Source organism: Caballeronia hypogeia (assembly GCF_001544875.2).
GTDB lineage: Bacteria > Pseudomonadota > Gammaproteobacteria > Burkholderiales > Burkholderiaceae > Caballeronia > Caballeronia hypogeia.
This window is the reverse complement of record NZ_FCOA02000012.1, coordinates 61,833-81,430: the sequence shown is the minus strand read 5'-3', so window position 1 is coordinate 81,430 and position 19,598 is coordinate 61,833. Positions and strand designations below refer to the sequence as shown.

Sequence of the window (19,598 nt, the reverse complement as noted above, 5' to 3'; positions counted from 1 at the left end):
ACGCATGCCGCAAACGATTCTGTGCGCCGTGGGCACACGGCCCGAGGCGATCAAGATGGCGCCCGTCATCCTCGCGCTGAAGGCCTGCCACGACTTCGACGTGCGCGTGCTCAACACGGCGCAACATCGCGGCATGCTGGACAAGATCCTCGCGTGCTTCGGGCTGGTTCCGGATATCGATCTCGACATCATGCGGCCGAATCAGTCGCTCGCCGGGCTGACCGCGCGTCTGCTCACGGAGATCGATCGGGTGCTCGGCCACGAAAAACCCGCGCTCGTGCTCGCGCAGGGCGACACGACCACCGTGATGACCGTCGCGATGGCTTGCTTCTACCGGCGCATCGAATTCGGGCATGTCGAAGCCGGTCTCCGCACTGGCGATATCGACAATCCGTTTCCTGAGGAAATGAACCGCGTCGTGGCGGGCCGTCTTGCGTCGCTGCACTTCGCGCCGACCGAAGGCGCGCGCCAGAACTTGCTGCGCGAGCGCGTGCCTGACGACACGATCTGGATGACCGGCAACACGGTCATCGACGCACTTTTGTCCGTCGCGGATCACAAGCCCTCGCTCGGCATCGACCTGGACGAGACGAAGCGGCTGGTGCTCGTCACCGCGCATCGGCGCGAGAATTTCGGCGAGCCGCTCAGGAACATCTGCGGCGCGCTGCTCGAACTGCTCGCGCGTCATGACGACATCCAGATCCTGTTTCCGGTGCATCCGAATCCGAACGTGCGCGACGTGGTGTTTCCGATGCTCGACAGGCATCCGCGCGTGATCCTCACCGAGCCGCTCGACTATGTGCCGTTCGTCGCGGCGATGCAGCGCGCGACGCTGATTTTGAGCGATTCGGGCGGCGTGCAGGAAGAAGCGCCCGCGCTCGGCAAGCCGGTGCTAGTGCTGCGTCACGAGACCGAACGGCCCGAGGCGATCGAAGCGGGCGTCGTCAGGCTGGTGGGCACGCAAACCGATGTCATCGTCGAAGCGGTGAGCCGTCTGCTGAACGACCCCGCCGAATACCGCGCGATGGCGCGCGGCGTCTCGCCCTACGGCGATGGCCGCGCGGCCAGCCGTATCGTCGATGTGCTGAAGGAACGTCTTTGCTGATGCGGCAACTCGTTTATCTGTCGCCCCTGCCGTGGGCGAGCTTCGCGCAGCGTCCGCACAAGTTCGTCGAATGGTTTCACGCGACGACCGGCGGCCGCGTCTTGTGGATCGATCCCTACGCGACACGTCTGCCCGCGCTGCGCGATCTGCGCCGTCCGTCGGCCGGTGCGTCAGGCGCGACGGTGAATCGACCGAAATGGGTAACGGTCGAAGGCGTGCGCGCGCTGCCCATCGAACCGATGCCCGGCGGCACGTTCATCAACCGGCTCGCATGGCGGGCGGTCGCGGAGCGCGTCGCGCGCTTCTGCGCCGCCGAAAAGACGCTGCTCGTGATCGGCAAGCCGAGCGCGTTCGCCTTCGATTGCCTGGAGCACGCGAACGCCGCGCGCTCGGCCTACGACAGCATGGACGACTTTCCCGCTTTCTACACCGGCGTGTCGCGCGCGGCGCTGGCGCGCGTCGAGGAGCGCATCGCGGCAGGCGTGGACCGGTTGCTGGTGTCATCCACGGCGTTACGCGCGCGCTGGCAGACGTTGCGGCCCGATGCGCGGCTCATCTACAACGGGCTCGATCCGGGAGTCCTGCCGGCTGCGGACGTCGCGAAGCTCGCACGCCTCGGCGATGGCCAGCCGAAGATCATCGGCTATCTCGGCACGATGGGACCGTGGTTCGACTGGGCATGGCTCACCGCGCTCGCGAAGCAACGTCCGAACGACGCGATCCGTCTGATCGGCCCGGTGTTTTCACAGCCGACGGGCGCGCTGCCGGGCAACGTGCGGATGCTGCCGCCCGTGCCGCATGCCGAAGCATTGAAGGCGATGCGCGAGTTCGACATCGGCCTGATTCCGTTCATCCGCAATCAACTGACCGACGGCGTCGATCCGATCAAATACTACGAATACCGGGCAATGGGCCTGCCTGTCATTTCGACGGGCTTCGGCGAGATGAGATTGCGCGGCAATGAACCGGCGACATTCCTGATCGATGCGCCCGATCAACTCGGCGGCGCGGTCGATGCCGCTTTGCGCTGCCGCGCCAGCGACGATGGCATCGCGGCGTTCCGCGAAGCGAATAGCTGGGCTGCGCGCTTCGACGCTTCGGGCGTGCTCGAATAAGGGCTTTACGCCTGCTCCGCGCAGAGTTGCAGCGCGCGCAGCCAGTCGGGCGCGGCAAGGCCGAACGTCGCCGCCAGTTTTTCGTTGGACAAGCACGAGTTCACCGGGCGGCGCGCCTTCACCGGATACGCGCTCGCGGGAATCGGCGTGATGCGCGTTTGGTGTTCCTTGCCCCACACGCGCACGATCTCGCGCGCGAACTCGTACCACGAAGTCCTGCCGCCGTTCGTCAGGTGATAGATGCCGCTGTGCTCGTCGAATGCGCCGAGTTTGTTTCGCTCCGCCGCGGCGATCTGCGTCAGCATGTTCGCGGTGAGTTCGGCGATCGTTCGGCTCCATGTCGGCGCGCCGAACTGATCGGCCACGATCGTCAGTTCGGGCCGCTGTTCCGCCAGACGCAGAATCGTGCGCATGAAGTTCGCGCCGCGTGCGTCATAAACCCAGCTCGTGCGGAGGATCAGATGCCGGCATCCGCTTTGCGCGATCGCGCGCTCGCCGGCGAGCTTGGTCTCGCCATAGACGTTGAGCGGCGCAACCGCGTCGGTTTCGACATAAGGCGACGACTTCGCGCCATCGAACACGTAGTCGGTCGAATAATGGACGAACCACGCATTCAGTTTCGCGCACTCTTCAGCAAAGACCGCAGGCAATTCCGCATTCAGCCGATGCGCTTCCTCACGCTCGTCCTCCGCTTTATCGACAGCCGTGTATGCCGCCGGATTCACGATCACGCTCGGCTTCGTCTCGCGCACGAAACTTCGCACGCGATCGAGATCGCGCAGATCGAGCGCGTTGCGGTCCACTGCGATCACGCGCCCCAGCCCCTGCAACGTGCGCGCAAGCTCGAACCCGACTTGCCCGTTCACACCGGTCAGAAGGATCGTCATGCGTAGCACTCCGCTTCGCTGAGACGCTTGCCATCGCGATCCTTCGCGGCGAGCATGGGTTCGAAGTCGATGGGCCATTCGATGCCGATCGACTCATCGTTCCACACGATGCTGCGCTCGTGCTCCGGGAACCAGTAATCGGTTGTCTTGTAGAGAAACTGCGCCGACTCGGACAGCACGACGAAGCCGTGCGCGAATCCCGGCGGCACCCACAACTGCCGATGATTCTCCGCCGACAACTTGACGCCCGCCCACTTGCCGAAGTTCGGCGAACTCTTGCGGATATCCACGGCGACATCGAACACTTCGCCTTCCACGACGCGCACGAGCTTGCCCTGCGCATGCTCGATCTGGTAATGCAGCCCACGCAGCACGCCGCGCGCCGATCGCGAATGATTGTCCTGTACGAACTCGACGCCCGGCGCGACCAGTTCAGCGAATTCACGCGCGTTGAAACTTTCGTAGAAATACCCGCGCGCGTCGCCGAAAACCTTCGGCTCGATGATCTTTACTTCGGGCAGCGCGGTAGCGGTTACTTGGATGGCCATGCAACTTGGTCCTTCGGAAGGTTGAGCAGATATTGACCGTAGGCGTTCTTCGAAAGCGGTGCGGCAAGCCGCACGAGTTGCTCCTCGTCGATCCATTTGCTCCAGTAAGCGATCTCTTCCGGACACGCGACGATCAATCCCTGCCGTTTCTGCAGCGTGGCGATGAAAGTCGCCGCTTCGATGAGCGAATCGTGCGTGCCGGTGTCGAGCCACGCGTGACCGCGTCCCATGATCTGCACGCTCAGCTTGCCGTCCTTCAAATAGCGCGAGTTGACGTCGGTGATCTCCAGCTCGCCGCGCGCCGAAGGCTCGATGTCCGCCGCGATGTCGCATACCTGGTTATCGTAGAAATACAGGCCCGTCACCGCGTAGTTCGAGCGCGGCTTCGCAGGTTTTTCCTCGATCGATAGCGCGCGGAATCCGTCATCGAATTCGACGACGCCATAACGCTCAGGATCGTGCACGTGATACGCGAAGATCGTCGCGCCGTCCTCGCGCGCATCGGCGCTTTGCAGATGGCCCGCCAGATCGTGACCGTAGAAGATGTTGTCGCCGAGAATCAGCGTCGACGGATCGTTGCCGATGAATTCCCGCCCGATGATGAACGCCTGCGCGAGCCCGTCCGGCGTCGGTTGCACCGCGTAGCGGATGTTCATGCCCCACTGGCTGCCGTCGCCCAGCATCGTCTCGAAACGCGATGTGTCCTGCGGCGTCGAGATCACCAGCACGTCGCGAATGCCCGCGATCATCAGCGTCGAAAGCGGGTAGTAGATCATCGGCTTGTCGTACACCGGCAGCAATTGCTTGGAGACGACATGCGTGATCGGATAGAGCCGCGTGCCCGAGCCGCCCGCGAGAATGATGCCCTTGCGCGCCATCTTCAGTCCTTCACGCGCGCTGCGCGTAGTTCGTTTCGACCCATTTCCGGTACTCGCCGGACGCGACTTCGTCCACCCAGGCCTGATTGTCCAGATACCACCGGACCGTCTTTGCGAGGCCCGTTTCAAAAGTCTCCGCAGGCTTCCAGCCGAGCTCGCGTTCGAGCTTGCGCGCGTCGATGGCATAGCGGCGATCGTGGCCCGGACGATCCTTCACATACGTGATCTGATCACGATACGAGCCGCTCGTCTTCGGCCGCGCCGCATCCAGCAGATCGCACAGCGTATGCACCACGTCGAGATTCTTCTTCTCGTTCCATCCGCCGATGTTGTACGTCTCGCCCGGCACGCCGCGCCCCAGCACCTCGCGGATCGCCGCGCAGTGATCGGCGACGTACAGCCAGTCGCGCACGTTCTGACCGTCTCCGTAGACCGGCAGCGGCTTGCCCGCGAGCGCATGCGCGATCATCAGCGGAATCAGCTTCTCCGGAAACTGATACGGCCCGTAGTTGTTCGAGCAGTTGGTCGTCAGAACCGGCAGGCCGTAGGTGTGGAAGTACGCGCGCACCAGATGGTCGGAGCCCGCCTTCGTCGCCGAATAAGGGCTGTTGGGCGCGTAGGGCGTGGTTTCCGTGAATTGCGGATCGGTGGCGCAAAGCGAGCCGAAGACTTCGTCGGTCGAAACGTGCAGGAAGCGGAACGCTTTTTTCTCCGCCTCCGGCAACGCACTCCAGAACGCGCGTGCGGATTCGAGCAGCGTGAACGTGCCAACCACGTTCGTCTGCACGAAATCGGCGGGACCGTGAATCGAACGGTCGACATGACTTTCCGCCGCGAAGTGCAGAATCGCGCGCGGCTTGTGCTGCGCGAGCAATTCGTCGAGGGCGGCCCGGTCGCAGATATCGGCCTGCCGGAAGATGTGCCGCCCATCGTGCTCGAGCGGCCGCAACGTGCCGAGATTGCCGGCGTAAGTCAGCTTGTCGACGTTCAGAACCGGCTCATCCAAGCCCTTCAGCCAGTCCAGCACGAAATTTGCGCCGATGAATCCGGCGCCGCCTGTCACGAGAATCATAAATGCCCTTTTGCTTCGGCTACGCCCGCGAACGTTGCGCGAAATTGCCCGGCGGGATCAACTATTGCCCGCCGATCAAACACTGAATGATACGGCGGCCTGCATCGAATGATAACGATCCGCCCGCCGTCAACGCGCAGACAGTATTCGCCGTCTGTTTCATAATGCCCGCATATTTCAACCGCTCTCCCCTTCGATGACCGACGCACTGACCTCCAGCATCGACGCTTCGCAAGCCCCGCTCGTCTTCGGCGATCTGCAAGGTTGCCGCGAGCCGTTCCGGCGCCTCTTGCAAAAAGCCGCGCCCGAGCCCGGCGCGCCGCTGTGGTTCGCGGGCGATCTGATCAATCGCGGCCCGCACTCGCTGCAGACACTGCGCGATGTAATCTCGCTCGGCTCGCGCGCGACCGTCGTGCTAGGCAATCACGATCTGAACCTGCTCTCGGTCGCAGCGGGTCTGCGCAAGCCCAAGAAGGGCGACACGCTCGATGACATCCTCGCCGCGCGTGACGCCGACGATCTCATCGAATGGGTCAGGCACAAACCGGTCGCGCATTTCGAGAACGGCATCCTGATGGTTCACGCGGGCGTGCTGCCGCAATGGGACGCGACCATGACGATGGAACTCGCCCATGAGCTCGAATGCGCGCTGCGCGCGCCGAACTGGAAGGAGACGCTCGCGTCGCTGTACGGCAACGAACCGCATCGCTGGGAAGATTCGCTCACCGGCGCGGACCGTTTGCGCGTGGTCTACAACGCGTTGACGCGCATCCGCTTCTGCACGCCCGAAGGCGCGATGGAATTCGCCAACAATGGCGGCCCCGACGCCGCGCCGCCCGGCTACATGCCTTGGTTCGACGTGCCGGGCCGCCGCACGCGGGACGTGACGATTGTTTTCGGTCATTGGGCCGCGCTCGGCCTCATGATCCGCGACGACGTGCTCTGCCTCGATTCCGGCTGCGTGTGGGGCAACAAATTGTCCGCCGTGCGCATGACGGCGGACCCGGCGCAGCGCGTGCTCACGCAGGTGAGTTGCTCGACGAAGAAGTGACGACCGGTTCGACCAGCGGCGCCGCGCTCACGGCGGCCGGCGCGCCGCGCATGCGCGCAAGCGCCGCCTGCACCGAAGCCTGAGCCTCGCTCGCGAGCAGCCGCCGGTCCGCGCCCGGCGCGAGCGCATCGCACACATACAGATGCGCGGTGATCTTCCCCGCACGTAGCAACGCATTCAGCGAATCGTTGAGCGACATGTCGCCGACATACGCGGGCGCCGTGGATTGCCGCCCCTGCGCGTCTTCGTACATCAGACAGATCGGCTGGACCGGGCACGACGCCGACACCGCCGCCTGAAACATGTTCGCGTGGAACGGCAGCAGCGTCTGGCCATCGGTGGTCGTGCCCTCCGGGAACACGCACATCATTTCGCCCTTCATCAGCCGATCCGAGAGCTCGTGCATGATGCGCTTCGCGTCGCGGCGTTTCTCGCGCTGCACGAACACGGTGTCCAGTTGATGCGCGAGCCAGCCCACCACCGGCCACTTGCGGATCTCCGCCTTCGACACGAACGGCGTCGGCCGCCATGCGTTGATCACGTAGATATCGATCCACGAGATGTGATTGCCGACCACGAGCACGCCCGCGTCTAGCCGCGCTTCGTCGTTATGCACGACGAGCTTCATGCCCGACAGCCGCAGCATCTCCAGCGACCACACGCGATTCATTTCCATGCGCTGCTGCGCGCTCACGCGCGGGAAGCGCGTCGCGACGATCCACATGCCACGCAGTAAATGGATCACGAGCCGAAGCTTGCGCAGCGCGAGGTTCATGATCAGCGGCTCTCGTAAGCGACGTGCCCGCCGACGATCGTCGCCCGCACGCGCGCCGGCAACTCGTAGCCGAGGAACGGCGTGTTGCGGCCCTGGCTCTTCAGCTTCTGCGGATCGACACGCCATTCGGCCGATGCATCGAACACGCAGAGATCCGCGAGCGCGCCGGACACGATGCGCCCCGCCGGCAGCTTGAGCACGTCGGCAGGCGCGGACGTGATGCGCGCCAGCGCCTGCGCGAGCGGCACATTCGCCTCGCGCGCCCACTTGAGCGTCAGCGAAAGCAGCAGTTCGAGGCCGGTTGCGCCTGGAGTGGCTTCGGCGAAGGGCAGGAGCTTTTCGTCGTCGTCGAGCGGCGTGTGATCGGAGCAGATCGCGTCGATGGTGCCGTCGGCGAGACCCGCGCGAATTGCGTCGCGGTCGCGTTGCTGACGCAGCGGCGGATCGAGCCGGAACTGCGAATCGAAATAGCCGATATCGATGTCGGTCAGATGCACGTGATTGACGGTCACGTCGCACGTCACATCGAGTCCTTCGGCCTTCGCGGCGCGCACGAGCGCAACGCCCGCCCCCGACGAAAGATGCGACAGGTGCACGCGCGCGCCCGTCACGCGCATCAGTTCGAAGATGGTGTGCAGCGCGATGGTTTCCGCCGCCACCGGCACGCCCGACAAACCGAGGCGCGAAGCCACCGCGCCGCTCGCGGCCACGCCGCCCTTCGACATATACGCGTCCTGCGGGCGCAGCCACACGGTATAGCCGTAAGTGGTCGCGTATTGCAGCGCGCGCTGCAGCGTGCGCGTGTCGACGATCGGGTTATCGGCTTGCGAGAAACCGACGCAGCCCGCTTCCGTCAGCTCGACCATCTCCGTGATGGCCTCGCCCTTCAGGCCGACGGTCAGCGCGCCCAGCGGATACACATGCGCCTGATGCAGCTTCTGCGCGCGGAACTTGAGCATTTCGACGAGACCGGGCTCGTCGAGCGTCGGGTCGGTGTCGGGCGGGCACACGAGGCTCGTCACGCCGCCCGCCATCGCGGCAGCCATTTCGGATTCGAGCGTCGCCTTGTGCTCGAAGCCCGGCTCGCGCAGGCGCGCCGCCAGATCGACGAAACCCGGCGCGACATACAGCCCGCTCGCGTCGATGACCTTGGCCGCGTTGAAATCCGCCGGCGCCTGGCCGATCCCGACGATGCGCCCCGCCGCGATGAAAACGTCCTTGCGTTCTTCCGTGCCCGCGGCCGGGTCGATGATCGTGCCGCCTTGAATCTGGATCTTCATATCGTCTTTGTCAGTCACTGTTGCCGGCCACGATGCCCATGACCGCCATGCGTACGGCAATGCCGAAAGTCACCTGATTCAGGATGACCGACTGCGGCCCGTCGGCCACTTGCGAGTCGATTTCGACGCCGCGGTTCATCGGTCCCGGATGCATCACGATCGCATCGGGCGCGGCGAGCGCGAGACGCTCGGGCGTCAGGCCCCAGCTCTTGAAATATTCCTGCGCGGACGGCAGCAGCGCGCCGCTCATGCGCTCGTTCTGCAGACGCAGCATGATGATGACGTCGACGCCCTTCAGGCCTTCGTCGAGATTGTGATAGACGTGCACGCCCATCTGATCGAGATTGCCGGGCAGAAGCGTGCGCGGACCGATCGCGCGCACTTCCGGCACGCCGAGCGTGGTGAGCGCATGAATGTCCGAGCGCGCGACGCGCGAATGCAGAATGTCACCGACGATCGCCACGCGCAGCTTCGTGAAGTCGCGCTTGTAATGGCGGATCGTGTACATGTCGAGCAGGCCCTGCGTGGGATGCGCGTGACGGCCATCGCCCGCGTTGATCACGTGCACGTGCGGCGCGCAATGCTCGGCGATCAGATACGGCGCGCCGCTCGACGCATGACGCACGACGAACATGTCGGCGTGCATGGCGGAGAGGTTGTTGATCGTGTCGAGCAGCGATTCGCCCTTGCTGGTAGAGGACGCGTTGATGTTCAGGTTCAGCACGTCCGCCGACAGCCGCTTGGCCGCGATTTCGAACGTGGTGCGCGTGCGCGTCGAGTTCTCGAAGAACAGGTTGAACACGGATTTGCCGCGCAACAGCGGCACCTTCTTCACTTCACGGTCGGTGACGCTCACGAACTGCTCGGCGGTGTCGAGAATGTGCGTGACGATCGAGCGCGGCAGGCCTTCGATACTCAACAAATGCTTCAGCTCGCCGTTCTTCGTGAGCTGCGGATTGCCCTTGAGAAAGCCGTACCGGAATTTCTCGGATGCGGGCGCGCCTGATTCGGCTGCGCCCTGAGTGGCGGTGTTCATGTCGATCCCGGATGTTCTTTGAAAAGATGCCGATGCGAGTGCTTCAGCTGGCGCGCGCTTCGGTCACGAAATCGAACGCGCCGTCCTCGCGCCGCTTGAGCACGAGGTTTTCATTTGCGGGCACTTCGACCGCGCCGCCGGTGAAGCGTGCGCCGATCGGCATTTCGCGGCCGCCGCGATCGGCGAGCACGGCGAGATCGATCGACGCCGGACGGCCGTAGTCGTACAGCTCGTTGATCGCCGCGCGCACGGTGCGGCCGGTGGACAGCACGTCGTCGATCAGGACGATGCGGCGGCCGTTCACGTCGAAAGGCAGCTCGGTCGGGCGCGCCTGGCTGTGCAGGCCCTTCTTCGCGTAATCGTCGCGATGCAGCGCCACGTTCACCACGCCGAAGTGCGGCGCGTTCAGGTCCTTCGCAAGCCGCTCGGCGAGCCACACGCCGCCGCTGTAGATGCCCGCGAGCACGGCGCCATCGGCGGCGGCGAGCGATTGACCATACGCGGCGCGAATCTGGTCGACGAGCGCGCGATACAGCGCCTCGGCGTCAATGGAACTCATGATCGTCGGCAAGTCCGTCGAGATATTGTTGAAGGATGACGCGGGCGGCTTCGGCGTCGATTTCATCGAAGCGGCCGCGCGCGTTGGTGCGCACGCCCCGCGCGCGCAGATCGGCTTTGGCGTCCACCGATGAATAGCGTTCGTCCACCCATTGCACGGGCACGTTGAAGCGTCCGTTCACCTGATTGCCGAAACGTTTCGCGAGCGCGCTCATTTCGTGCGGCGTGCCGTCCGGATGCATCGGCATGCCGACGACCACGGTTTGCGGCTTCCATTCGTCGAGCAGCTTGCCCACTTCGACAAAGCGATATTCACGATCGCGGTTTTCCAGCGTGACGAGCGCACGCGCGTGTTTCGTGAGCGTATTGCCGACAGCGACGCCAATGCGCTTCTCGCCGTAATCGAATGCGAGCAGCGTGGCTTCGCGGCTCATGCGTGCCCTGCTTCGCCGGACAACATGGAGCGCGAGACGCCGAGCAGCGAGAGCGCCGCTTCGAGCCGGTCTTCGGCGGGCACGTCGAAGATGATGCGCGGATCGGCTTCCACGGTGAGCCAGCCGTTCTTCGAGATTTCCTCTTCGAGCTGGCCCGCGCCCCAGCCGGCGTGGCCGAGCGTGAGCAGAAAGCGTTCGGGGCCCTTGCCGCTGGCAACCGCTTCGAGCACATCCTTCGACGTGGTCATGGCAAGTCCGCCGGGCACGCTCATGGACGAACTATAAGGTTCGCCCTCGCCCGCTTCGTGCAGCACGAAGCCGCGCTCGGTCTGCACGGGACCGCCGAAATACACGGGCAAATGGACAAGCGGCTCGATCTCGAGCTTGAGATCGATGCGGTTGAAAAGCGACTGGAGATCGATGTCGGTCGGCCGGTTGATGACGAGACCGAGCGCGCCTTTCTCGGTGTGATCGCAAAGGTAGACCACCGTTCCTGAAAACGTCGGATCGGCCATGTTGGGCATGGCGATCAGGAACTGATTCGTCAAATTGATGCGATCGGAAGTCTTGGACATAATTCAGAATTTTAACAAAGGCGCTGCGAGATGGCCGACTTTGATGTGGGACTGGTGTGGTTTCGGCGGGATCTGCGCGCGGCAGACAATGCTGCACTCTATCACGCGCTCACACGGTGCCGTCGCGTGCTGTGCGCCTTCGTTTTCGATCGCGAGATCCTCGCGCCGCTCGACAAAAAGGACCGCCGCGTGCCGTTCATTCATGCGAGCGTCGTCGAGCTGGATCGCACGTTGCGCGATGCGGGCGGCGCGCTGATCGTGCGCCACGGACATCCGGTTCACGATGTTCCGGCGCTCGCCCGCGAATGCGGCGCGAACGCGGTCTTTACCAATCGCGATTATGAACCGGCCGCGAAAGCACGCGATGAAGCCGTCGCGAACAAGCTCACAAGCCACGACATCGCGTTCTTCGCGTTCAAGGATCAGGCCGTCTTCGATCATGACGATGTAATGACAGGCGCGGACAAGCCCTACACGGTCTTCACGCCGTACAAGCGCAAATGGCTCGCTGCGCTCACGCCGGATGCATTGAAACCGTACGCATCCGAAGATCATCTGAGCGCGCTGACCAAACCACCGTCGGACGTAAGGCATGCGATTCCGTCGCTCGCCGCGCTCGGTTTTCCCGATGCGCGCGGCCCGGCGTTCCCTGCCGGCGCGAGCGGCGCGTTCGAACTCTTCGACGACTTCCGCGAGCGCATGACCGACTACGGCCGCACGCGCGATTTCCCCGCGCAGAAAGGCCCGAGCTATCTCGGCGTGCATCTGCGGCATGGCACGGTGTCGATTCGCGCACTCGCCCGCAGCGCGCACGACGCGCAGCGACACGGCGACAAGGGCGCGGAAACATGGCTCGGCGAACTGATCTGGCGCGAGTTCTACTTCTCCGTGCTGCACCATTTCCCGCATGTCGGCGAGCCGGGCGATCATCGCGCGTTCCGGCCGGAATACGACCGCATCGAATGGGAAACGGGCGCTGCCGCCGACGCGAACTTCGCCGCATGGTGCGCGGGGCAGACGGGCTATCCGATTGTCGATGCGGCCATGCGGCAGATCAACGCGTCGGGTTACATGCACAACCGTCTGCGCATGGTGGTGGCGAGCTTTCTGACCAAGGATCTCGGCATCGACTGGCGGCGCGGCGAGGCGTATTTCGAGGCGCTGCTGAACGACTTCGAGCTCTCGAACAACAACGGCGGATGGCAGTGGGCCGCGTCGAGCGGCTGCGACGCGCAGCCGTATTTCCGCATCTTCAATCCGGTCACGCAGTCGCAGAAATTCGATTCAGCGGGCAAGTTCATCCGCCACTATGTGCCGGAGATCGCGGGTCTTTCGGATCGCGATCTCCACGCGCCGTGGCGCGCCAAGCCCGATGCGCTGAAGGCCGCGAAGATCGCACTCGGTGCGGACTATCCCCAACCGGTCGTCGATCACGATGCCGCGCGCCGCCGCACGCTCGCGCGTTATGACGTGGTGCGCGGGCCGGGCAAGAAGACAGCCACCCGTTCCGACGAAGATTAACGCGCGGTCAGCGCAGGCTTTTCGATCATCGTGGTGAGCGCGACGATCGACCCGCGCCCTTCCGACGGCGCGATGCCGGCCGCGGCCTGATGCAGCATCGAGCGCAGCATCTGCGCGGCGCGTTCGGGTACGGTGGCGTCGACGCCGCGGGTCGCGCCTTCAGCGCCGTCGGCATGCGTTTCGCCGTGATGCGCGACGCGCCGCCACGCGAGTCCGAGCGTGTCCGCGAGCAAGGCCACATGGCCGAGCCCCAGCGCGCACGCCGCCGCGCCCAGCCGATGCGAAGCGTCGGCCGCCGCGAGCGCCGCCGCTTCGTCGACCATACCGGTTTCGCTGGCCTGCGTGCCGCGCTCGACGAGCGCATCGATCGCCGTTTCCGCGCTCTGCAGAAAATCCTCGTAGGCCGCCGCGTTCACGCGCAACACGCCGAGATCGCGCGTAGCGGCTTCACGTGCGACGGCTTCCTCACCCGAGCGCGCCGCGCCCGCTTCCCACGCGGCCTCCGACGCCGGCGTCGCGGCCACATGCCACGCCACGGTCAGGCCGTAATCGCGCAGCACATCGACGTGTTCCGCATCCTCGGGCGCCGCGCCATACAGCGCGAAATCGCGCCACAAAAGCGCGAGCGTCGCGCGCACGAGCGAACGCGGCGCGAAGGCCAGCGCGTGCGCCTGGTCGGCGAGCACGAGATTGAAGCGCGCATAGAGACGCTTGGCATCGGCGATGTGGTCCGCCGCGCGGTCGATGCCGCCGCCCACGCCACCGATATCCGCCACGCCGCCGATGCCGCCATTGCGCCGCGCTCGCTCGCGCAACGCCCGCGCCGTGGATGTGGCCAGCCGCCAGAAGTCGTACGGATCGGCGCCGCGCAATTCTTCGAGACACGCGTCGAGGCGTTCGAAGGCGTCGGCGGCTTCTTCGGCGGGTCCGCGCAGCAGCTTGAGCAGCGTCTCCTCGTAACGCGCCCGCACGCGCGCGAGGCGCTCGGGCGCGATATCGCGCAGCGTCGCCGGCGCGATCGCGCGGCCTGCGAGCGCGAGATCGTCGTACGAAACCGGCGCGACGCGCGTATGCGTCGCGAGCAGCGCATGCAGGCCGCGATAGTGATCGAAAAGCACGGTCGAGCAGGAAAGCTCGCGCAGATTGTGACGCTCGACAGCCGCGCCGAACACGGCGAGCGCATCCGCAATGCGCGCATGGCTTCCCGCCGACTCGTCGCCGAGCGGCGCGACGAGCGCGAGCGCCTCGGCGAAACGCTGCGCGGGCAGCCATCCGGCCGAATGCAGCGCGGCGATCGCGCGCTTCAGCGCGGCCGCGGTCTCACCCTGGCGCGCAAACGCGTGCTGCGCGTCGGTGAGCGCCATTTCGGCAAGTCGAACCGATCCGCCACGCGGGTTGGGCAGGGCTTCGAACGGAACGGGCAGGTCGGGACGAGATGTCATAGCAAGCGCTCACAAGCCGGTTCGCGCACGTGGCCGTTAAAAGCCGCCGTCGCGCGCGGTTGAAGTTTCGTCGACAGGCGAAAGTGCGACGGCGCCCCGCCGCAGTGTCCGCGGCTGGTGTCGGATGGCCGCGTCATCGCGCCTGCTCCAAGCGTATGCCTTAACGATCCGGTGCGTGAATCGAATGTGACCGGCGAACAATTCACCCGCGCCTCGGCGTCGTGTGACGCCGCAACGAATCCGCCGAACGCTGCACGACCGGAAATGCCGCGAGCGGATTGTCGACGTCCGCCCGCGCGCTGGCCTCGCCCGTTTCCAAGCGCGGCCCGCAAAAAACGCGCGCCGCATGACGCGAAGTCATGCGGCGCGCTGGAACCTCAGGATCAGATCTGAACCATCTCGAAATCTTCCTTGCGGGCTCCGCATTCGGGACAGGTCCAGTTGATAGGGACCTCTTCCCAAGGCGTGCCCGGCGCGATGCCCTCTTCGGGCAATCCGGCAGCTTCGTCGTAGATCCAGCCGCAGATCAGGCACATCCAGCTTCTTGGTTCAATGCTCATGCCGAGTCGAATGGTCGGTTGAAATTAGGACATGATGGTACCGTGTTGCCATGTCGATGCCTAGCAAGCGGTTAGCCCGGTGTGCTTGTGCGCCGCGACATTCGTCGAAGTCCTAAGACGCCGGAGCTGCCTTGCGAAGCCTAGCGCGCCGGAAAAAAGTGCGCAAAGAAAACAGCCGGCTGGCATTAGGCCGCATAATCAGACCATGACCGGGCGGGCGTTCGCTTCCTGGCCCGCCGTCCATTCAAGCAATCCAATACCAAAATGTCCGTTTTTGCCATGACCGGCGACTCCCCTCCGATCGTTCTCACCTTCGGCCTCTCGGACCCCACGGGCGGCTCCGGCGTGCAAGCCGACCTGCTGACACTGGCGAGCATGGGCTGCCACGGCGCGACCGTACTCACCGGCTACGCGATCCGCGATTCGGCGACCTGCGACGAAGTAACCGGCCTCGACCCGGACACCGTCGCCACCCAGGCGCGCATGTTGCTGGAGGACATGCCGGTCGCCGCCTTCAAGATCGGCGCGGCGACCCGCGCCGAGGTGGTTTCCGCCATCGCCGAGGTAGTTTCCGATTACGACGACATGCCGCTGATCCTCGCGCCCGATTTCACGCTCGATGACGAACATGTGCTGTCGGCGGACGAACTGCGCGAATCGCTCGCCGATCTGCTCGTGCCGCAAACCACCATGCTGATTGCCGATCACGCCACGCTTCTGCAGCTCGCCCAGCCGGACAGCGACGCCGAATCACCGACGCTCGACTCCGCGATTTCGCACATCCTGTCGCAAGGCTGCGAGTACGTGCTCGCAATGGAAACCGGTACGCACCGGCACGTGAACACGCTCTACAGCGAGGAAGGCCAGGTTCGGCAGGACACGTGGGAGCGCGGCGTGCAACGCATCATGGGCCTGACCGATACCTTGGGATCGGCCGTCGCCGCATTGCTCGCGAACGGCCAGGAGCCGGCCGAAGCCGCCCGCGAGGCGCAGGAATACGTGTTCCAGGCGGCGCGCGCCGCGTTCCGTCCCGGCATGGGCGCGTATTTGCCGGATCGATTCTTCTGGGCCCGTTCGAACGATGCCGACGAGGACGCGGACGCATCCTCACTGCCTGACGATCCGAGCGGGCTGCCCGGAGAAGCGCGGCACTGACACTAAAAAACGGAGGCTTCGCGAGCGCATGCCATATCGATTGCCCCATCTGCACAAGCCCGGCCCGCAAGGCGCAATCCGCGTCGGCTGCGCGGGCTGGGGTCTGTCGAGCGCCGTCGCCGCGAGCTTTCCCGGCGAAGGCACGCATCTCGAGCGCTACTCGCACGTGCTCACCTGCGTCGAGATCAACTCCACCTTCTACAAGCCGCATCGCGAACAGACTTACGCGCATTGGGCGGAGAGCGTGCCCGACTCGTTTCGCTTCTCCGTGAAGCTGCCCAAGGCGATCACTCACGACGCGCGTCTCGTCGACACGGAATCCCTGCTCGACGAATTCCTTCAGACCGCCGGCCAGCTCGGCGACAAGCTCGGCTGCTGGCTTGTGCAATTGCCGCCGAGCCTGCCGTTCGATCATGACGTCGCCGAGGCTTTCTTCAAGGCGCTGCGCGAGCGCACCAAATTGCCGATCGCGTGCGAGGCGCGCGAGCACGGCTGGTTCACGACGCAAGCGGCGACGCTGCTCAAGGCGAATCACATCGCCTACGTGGACGCCGATCCGATCCCCGACGACTGCGAGATCAAGCATCGCGCGGATGCATCGCTCGTGTATGTGCGACTGCACGGCTCGCCCGAACTCTACAAGTCTTCCTACAACTACACCTATCTCGACGATCTCGCCCATACGCTGCACGCGCGCGCGAAGAAGACGCCCGAGGTCTGGTGCGTCTTCGACAATACCGCCGAAGGCCACGCGCAGCCCAACGCGCTGCATCTGCTGGAGCGGCTGCGGGTTCATCACAAATAGCGTTTCCTTCCGAGGAGTGACCCCGATGCGACGGCTTGCGCAGCTGATTCACGTGACCCTGGCGGCTTCGCTATTGCACTTCGCCCTGCCCGCTAGCGCGCAGGACACCGCCGCGCCACCCGCGACGCCCGCCGGCGACGGCACGTTGCTGCTGACGATCTTCCTCAAGCACGACGAGTCGAAGACGCTGCCGCAGATCAATCAGCAATTGAAGGAACAGGGCTACTTCAAGCAGTTCCCGCCGCCGGGCATTGAAGTGGTGTCGTGGTACGTGATGATGGGCATCGGCCAGGTGGTGACGCTGCGCGTGCCGGCCGACCGCCTGCGCGAGGTAAATCGCGCGATAGAGAGCACCGCGTGGGGCGGATATCGCACGGAGTTCTATCCGACCTATGACTACAAGGCAGCCGCGCAAAAACTCCGCGACGAGATGAACAAGTAGCGCCTGTTTCGCAAAACGCAGGGACGAAAAAAAACCCGCATTTCTGCGGGTTTTTTCTTTTGGCATGACGCGAGTCTCTTGCGAGACCCGCGCCAATGTAATCGGCTTGCGCCAGCTTACATGTCCATGCCCATGCCGCCCATGCCGCCGGGCATGCCGCCAGGCATAGGTGCGTCTTCCTTCGGCAGTTCGGCAACGGCTGCGTCGGTCGTCAGCAGCAGGCCTGCCACCGATGCCGCGTTTTGCAGCGCCGTGCGCGTTACCTTCGTCGGGTCCACGACACCGGCTTCAACCAGGTCGCCGTACTCGCCGGTGGCCGCGTTGTAGCCGTAGTTGCCCGAACCTTGCGCAACAGCGGCCACCACGACGGAAGCTTCTTCGCCGCCGTTCGTGACGATCTGGCGCAGCGGCTCTTCCATTGCACGCAGAACGATCTTGATACCAGCGTCCTGGTCGGCGTTCGCGCCCTTCAGGCCGATAACTGCCGAGCGAGCGCGGATCAGCGCAACGCCGCCGCCTGCCACGATGCCTTCTTCCACAGCTGCGCGCGTTGCGTGCAGTGCGTCTTCGACACGTGCCTTCTTTTCCTTCATTTCGACTTCGGTCGCAGCGCCGACCTTGATCACTGCAACGCCGCCTGCCAGCTTGGCCACGCGCTCTTGCAGCTTTTCACGGTCGTAGTCCGACGTCGCTTCTTCGATTTGCTTGCGCACTTGCTTCACGCGAGCTTCGATGTTCACGGCTTCGCCAGCGCCGTCGATGATCGTCGTGTTTTCCTTGCCCACTTCGATACGCTTCGCCTGACCCAGTTCAGCCAGCGTTGCCTTCTCGAGCGTCAGGCCGGTTTCTTCCGCGACGACTTGACCGCCGGTCAGGATCGCGATGTCTTCCAGCATGGCCTTGCGACGGTCGCCGAAGCCCGGAGCCTTGACGGCCACGGTCTTCAGGATGCCGCGGATGTTGTTGACGACCAGCGTAGCCAGCGCTTCGCCTTCGACGTCTTCAGCGATGATCAGCAGCGGACGGCCAGCCTTCGCGACTTGTTCCAGAACCGGGAGCAGATCACGGATGTTCGACACCTTCTTGTCGTGCAGCAGCACGAACGGGTTGTCGAGCACAGCGACTTGCTTGTCCGGGTTGTTGATGAAGTACGGCGACAGGTAGCCGCGGTCGAACTGCATGCCTTCGACGACGTCGAGTTCGTCTTGCAGCGACTTGCCGTCTTCGACGGTGATCACGCCTTCCTTGCCGACCTTGTCCATTGCTTCAGCGATACGCTCGCCGATGGACGTGTCGCTGTTCGCCGAGATCGAGCCGACTTGCGCGATTTCCTTGTTCGTCGTGCAGGGCTTGCTGATCTTGCGCAGTTCTTCGATTGCAGCTGCAACTGCCTTGTCGATGCCGCGCTTCAGGTCCATCGGGTTCATGCCCGATGCGACGTACTTCATGCCTTCGCGAACGATCGACTGAGCCAGAACCGTAGCCGTCGTCGTGCCGTCACCGGCGTTGTCGCTGGTCTTGGAAGCCACTTCCTTGACCATTTGCGCGCCCATGTTCTGAAGCTTGTCCTTCAGTTCGATTTCCTTCGCGACCGAGACACCGTCCTTGGTGACCGTCGGGCCGCCGAAAGAACGCTCGAGCACGACGTTGCGGCCCTTCGGACCCAGCGTGACCTTGACCGCGTTGGCCAGGATGTTCACGCCTTCAACCATCTTCGCGCGTGCGGAATCGCCAAAAGTGACTTCTTTAGCTGCCATTATCCAAACTCCTTGATTCGATTCGGTTTGCTGGCTTCGCTTCTCGCGCCTGTCAGAAGGCAGCGGCTAGGAAACGAAGCCGGACGTGCAGGAAGGATACTTACTTGACCAGAACGGCCATGATGTCTTCTTCGCGCATGACGAGCAGTTCCTGCCCGTCGACCTTGACGGTCTGGCCGGCGTACTTGCCGAACAGAATGCGGTCGCCGACCTTCACGTCGAGAGCGATTTGCGCGCCCTTGTCATCGCGCTTGCCCGGGCCGATGGCCAGGACTTCGCCTTGGTCCGGCTTTTCTGCCGCGGCTTCCGGGATCACGATGCCCGATGCGGTCTTGGTTTCCTGGTCCAGACGCTTGACGATGACGCGATCGTGCAAAGGACGAAGGTTCATACACACTCCTCTCTTGATTGAGACTGAAAACGCGGGAAAACCCGTCTGATGAGAACAATCTCGCCTGACGGCAATCTTGTTAGCACTCTCGTGCAGTGAGTGCCAATTATATGGATGGGTTTTGACAATTTCAAGGAGGGCGGGAGCGGGGATTCCCGTACAACGAAGGCAGCGCCGGCGTTTGATTCAATCAAACCAATCGTCGGCGAAC

At 64.2% G+C, this 19,598-nt stretch carries 21 protein-coding genes; 7 read left to right on the top strand and 14 right to left on the bottom strand.

Annotation, left to right across the window (positions count from 1 at the left end; translation table 11 throughout):
• The first annotated feature begins 4 nt into the window (after positions 1-4).
• Entirely contained in the window at positions 5-1,105 is a 1,101-nt protein-coding gene (gene wecB, locus AWB79_RS18975) for a non-hydrolyzing UDP-N-acetylglucosamine 2-epimerase (protein WP_061168978.1), read from the top strand.
• On the top strand, positions 1,105-2,220 hold the full coding sequence (locus tag AWB79_RS18970; protein WP_061168977.1) for a glycosyltransferase family protein: 1,116 nt from the start codon (positions 1,105-1,107) through the stop codon (positions 2,218-2,220). Before wecB ends, AWB79_RS18970 begins: the two co-directional genes overlap by 1 nt.
• A gap of 5 nt (positions 2,221-2,225) precedes the next feature.
• On the opposite strand, the gene rfbD is transcribed toward AWB79_RS18970, so the two are convergent.
• From rfbD to rfbB, 4 genes are read right to left on the bottom strand one after another with little or no spacing between them, the layout of a single operon-like run.
• On the bottom strand, positions 2,226-3,107 hold the full coding sequence (gene rfbD / locus AWB79_RS18965; RefSeq protein WP_061168976.1) for a dTDP-4-dehydrorhamnose reductase: 882 nt from the start codon (positions 3,105-3,107) through the stop codon (positions 2,226-2,228).
• A complete protein-coding gene (gene rfbC / locus AWB79_RS18960) occupies positions 3,104-3,655 on the bottom strand; it encodes a dTDP-4-dehydrorhamnose 3,5-epimerase (protein ID WP_061168975.1) in 552 nt (183 codons plus the stop codon). Before rfbC ends, rfbD begins: the two co-directional genes overlap by 4 nt.
• A complete protein-coding gene (gene rfbA / locus AWB79_RS18955; RefSeq protein ID WP_061168974.1) occupies positions 3,640-4,533 on the bottom strand; it encodes a glucose-1-phosphate thymidylyltransferase RfbA in 894 nt (297 codons plus the stop codon). Before rfbA ends, rfbC begins: the two co-directional genes overlap by 16 nt.
• Positions 4,534-4,543: 10 nt before the next feature.
• Positions 4,544-5,605, bottom strand: a complete 1,062-nt coding sequence (rfbB, locus tag AWB79_RS18950) for a dTDP-glucose 4,6-dehydratase (RefSeq protein ID WP_061168973.1) — start codon at positions 5,603-5,605, stop codon at positions 4,544-4,546.
• A 196-nt stretch (positions 5,606-5,801) separates the two neighbouring features.
• On the opposite strand from rfbB, the gene AWB79_RS18945 reads away from it, so the two are divergent.
• Positions 5,802-6,656, top strand: coding sequence for a symmetrical bis(5'-nucleosyl)-tetraphosphatase (locus tag AWB79_RS18945; RefSeq protein ID WP_061168972.1), 855 nt, complete (start codon positions 5,802-5,804; stop codon positions 6,654-6,656).
• Here AWB79_RS18945 and AWB79_RS18940 read toward each other — a convergent pair.
• From AWB79_RS18940 to AWB79_RS18915, 6 genes are read right to left on the bottom strand one after another with little or no spacing between them, the layout of a single operon-like run.
• Positions 6,625-7,431 carry a lysophospholipid acyltransferase family protein gene (locus tag AWB79_RS18940; RefSeq protein ID WP_061168971.1) on the bottom strand — a complete coding sequence of 269 codons (807 nt, stop codon included), beginning with the start codon at positions 7,429-7,431 and terminating at the stop codon, positions 6,625-6,627. The two genes, AWB79_RS18945 and AWB79_RS18940, sit on opposite strands and share 32 nt — an antisense overlap.
• A gap of 2 nt (positions 7,432-7,433) precedes the next feature.
• Positions 7,434-8,711 carry a dihydroorotase gene (locus AWB79_RS18935; RefSeq protein WP_061168970.1) on the bottom strand — a complete coding sequence of 426 codons (1,278 nt, stop codon included), beginning with the start codon at positions 8,709-8,711 and terminating at the stop codon, positions 7,434-7,436.
• A gap of 10 nt (positions 8,712-8,721) precedes the next feature.
• Positions 8,722-9,747 (bottom strand): aspartate carbamoyltransferase catalytic subunit, encoded by a 1,026-nt coding sequence (locus AWB79_RS18930; protein ID WP_061168969.1) that lies wholly within the window; start codon positions 9,745-9,747, stop codon positions 8,722-8,724.
• 43 nt (positions 9,748-9,790) lie between these two features.
• Positions 9,791-10,306, bottom strand: a complete 516-nt coding sequence (pyrR, locus tag AWB79_RS18925; protein WP_061168968.1) for a bifunctional pyr operon transcriptional regulator/uracil phosphoribosyltransferase PyrR — start codon at positions 10,304-10,306, stop codon at positions 9,791-9,793.
• Positions 10,293-10,739, bottom strand: coding sequence for a Holliday junction resolvase RuvX (gene ruvX, locus AWB79_RS18920; protein ID WP_061168967.1), 447 nt, complete (start codon positions 10,737-10,739; stop codon positions 10,293-10,295). Before ruvX ends, pyrR begins: the two co-directional genes overlap by 14 nt.
• Entirely contained in the window at positions 10,736-11,314 is a 579-nt protein-coding gene (locus AWB79_RS18915; protein WP_008342667.1) for a YqgE/AlgH family protein, read from the bottom strand. Before AWB79_RS18915 ends, ruvX begins: the two co-directional genes overlap by 4 nt.
• A gap of 30 nt (positions 11,315-11,344) precedes the next feature.
• On the opposite strand from AWB79_RS18915, the gene AWB79_RS18910 reads away from it, so the two are divergent.
• On the top strand, positions 11,345-12,835 hold the full coding sequence (locus AWB79_RS18910; protein WP_061168966.1) for a cryptochrome/photolyase family protein: 1,491 nt from the start codon (positions 11,345-11,347) through the stop codon (positions 12,833-12,835).
• Here AWB79_RS18910 and AWB79_RS18905 read toward each other — a convergent pair.
• Positions 12,832-14,277 carry a hypothetical protein gene (locus AWB79_RS18905; RefSeq protein ID WP_061168965.1) on the bottom strand — a complete coding sequence of 482 codons (1,446 nt, stop codon included), beginning with the start codon at positions 14,275-14,277 and terminating at the stop codon, positions 12,832-12,834. The two genes, AWB79_RS18910 and AWB79_RS18905, sit on opposite strands and share 4 nt — an antisense overlap.
• 383 nt (positions 14,278-14,660) lie before the next feature.
• Positions 14,661-14,831, bottom strand: a complete 171-nt coding sequence (locus AWB79_RS18900; RefSeq protein WP_061169080.1) for a rubredoxin — start codon at positions 14,829-14,831, stop codon at positions 14,661-14,663.
• Between the two features lie 285 nt (positions 14,832-15,116).
• Here AWB79_RS18900 and AWB79_RS18895 point away from each other — a divergent pair, with 285 nt between their 5' ends.
• Genes AWB79_RS18895 through AWB79_RS18885 form a run of 3 tightly spaced genes read left to right on the top strand, consistent with a single transcriptional unit; the run spans position 15,117 to position 17,239 of the window.
• Entirely contained in the window at positions 15,117-15,992 is an 876-nt protein-coding gene (locus AWB79_RS18895; RefSeq protein WP_061168964.1) for a hydroxymethylpyrimidine/phosphomethylpyrimidine kinase, read from the top strand.
• A 28-nt stretch (positions 15,993-16,020) separates the two neighbouring features.
• The gene (locus AWB79_RS18890; RefSeq protein WP_061168963.1) at positions 16,021-16,797 is read left to right on the top strand and encodes a DUF72 domain-containing protein; all 777 of its coding nucleotides are present in this window, start codon (positions 16,021-16,023) and stop codon (positions 16,795-16,797) included.
• Positions 16,798-16,822: 25 nt separating this feature from the next.
• Entirely contained in the window at positions 16,823-17,239 is a 417-nt protein-coding gene (locus tag AWB79_RS18885; protein WP_061168962.1) for a hypothetical protein, read from the top strand.
• A 116-nt stretch (positions 17,240-17,355) separates the two neighbouring features.
• Here the strand turns inward: AWB79_RS18885 and groL are convergent, their stop codons facing one another.
• Both groL and AWB79_RS18875 read right to left on the bottom strand, forming a co-directional pair.
• Positions 17,356-18,996: a chaperonin GroEL gene (gene groL / locus AWB79_RS18880; RefSeq protein ID WP_061168961.1), complete on the bottom strand. Its 1,641-nt coding sequence runs from the start codon at positions 18,994-18,996 to the stop codon at positions 17,356-17,358.
• A 100-nt stretch (positions 18,997-19,096) separates the two neighbouring features.
• Positions 19,097-19,387: a co-chaperone GroES gene (locus AWB79_RS18875; RefSeq protein WP_061168960.1), complete on the bottom strand. Its 291-nt coding sequence runs from the start codon at positions 19,385-19,387 to the stop codon at positions 19,097-19,099.
• Positions 19,388-19,598: the final 211 nt, after the last annotated feature.